The sequence below is a fragment of the Roseibium sp. RKSG952 genome, assembly GCF_009711355.1.
Genome location: NZ_SMMF01000351.1, coordinates 1 through 679, shown reverse-complemented (window position 1 = coordinate 679; position 679 = coordinate 1). Strand labels below are relative to the sequence as shown.

The window sequence follows — 679 nt, the reverse complement described above, 5'->3', positions numbered from 1 at the left end:
GCGCTTCGCTAAAAATCCCTGTCCTTCAGGATGGGGAAGACGTTAAGAGTCGTCAGCGATTGAGGTAGGTCATGAAGTCGACGACGTTGTTCGCGTCGACTTCCAGTTCCTTCGCGTTGAAGCCTACACGATCATCGTCGCGGCCGTTTTCCTTGGCCCTCCGCTTCGCTGCGGCTGCATTTGCGATTTCCTCGTCAACCTTGATCTTGCGGCGCTTCTCCGCCTGGCGTTTGAGCAGCCTCTCGTAACGAATGCGCTCCGGCAAATGAAGTAGAGGCAACGCCTCCTCCAGGAGGTCCTTGGGGAGACCGAAGATCAGATGTGGAACGCTCCTGTTATTTTCGCGGGCGATCTGGATGCGGTCCTTGATGGAGGTCTGGCGCAATTTCGACTTGCCTTGCATGTCCACCTCCGGAATCGATCCATGGGAATTTTTTGACGGGAGCGACAAGGTATTAAATACCACGATCCAGTCAACTTTTTTCTCCGTGATCAGGTATTCTTTTTCAGAGCAAGAATTGACGACTCGGATTCGTTCTTTTGCTCGAGGACCTGGAGAAAGTTCGTCCACCTTCGCCTTCAGGTGAACCTTGCATCCTGGAATCAAAGTAATTACTCATCCCATTGCTGGAGTGAGCGACACAATCCTGAAGTTAACGTCTTCCCCGCCCTGAAGGAC

The 679-nt window shown here is 52.6% G+C and carries 1 protein-coding gene; it reads right to left on the bottom strand.

The window, feature by feature from the left end; all coding sequences use genetic code 11:
- Positions 1 to 52: 52 nt before the first annotated feature.
- Positions 53 to 571 carry a hypothetical protein gene (locus tag E1297_RS01005; protein ID WP_155132778.1) on the bottom strand — a complete coding sequence of 173 codons (519 nt, stop codon included), beginning with the start codon at positions 569 to 571 and terminating at the stop codon, positions 53 to 55.
- Positions 572 to 679 lie beyond the last annotated feature (108 nt).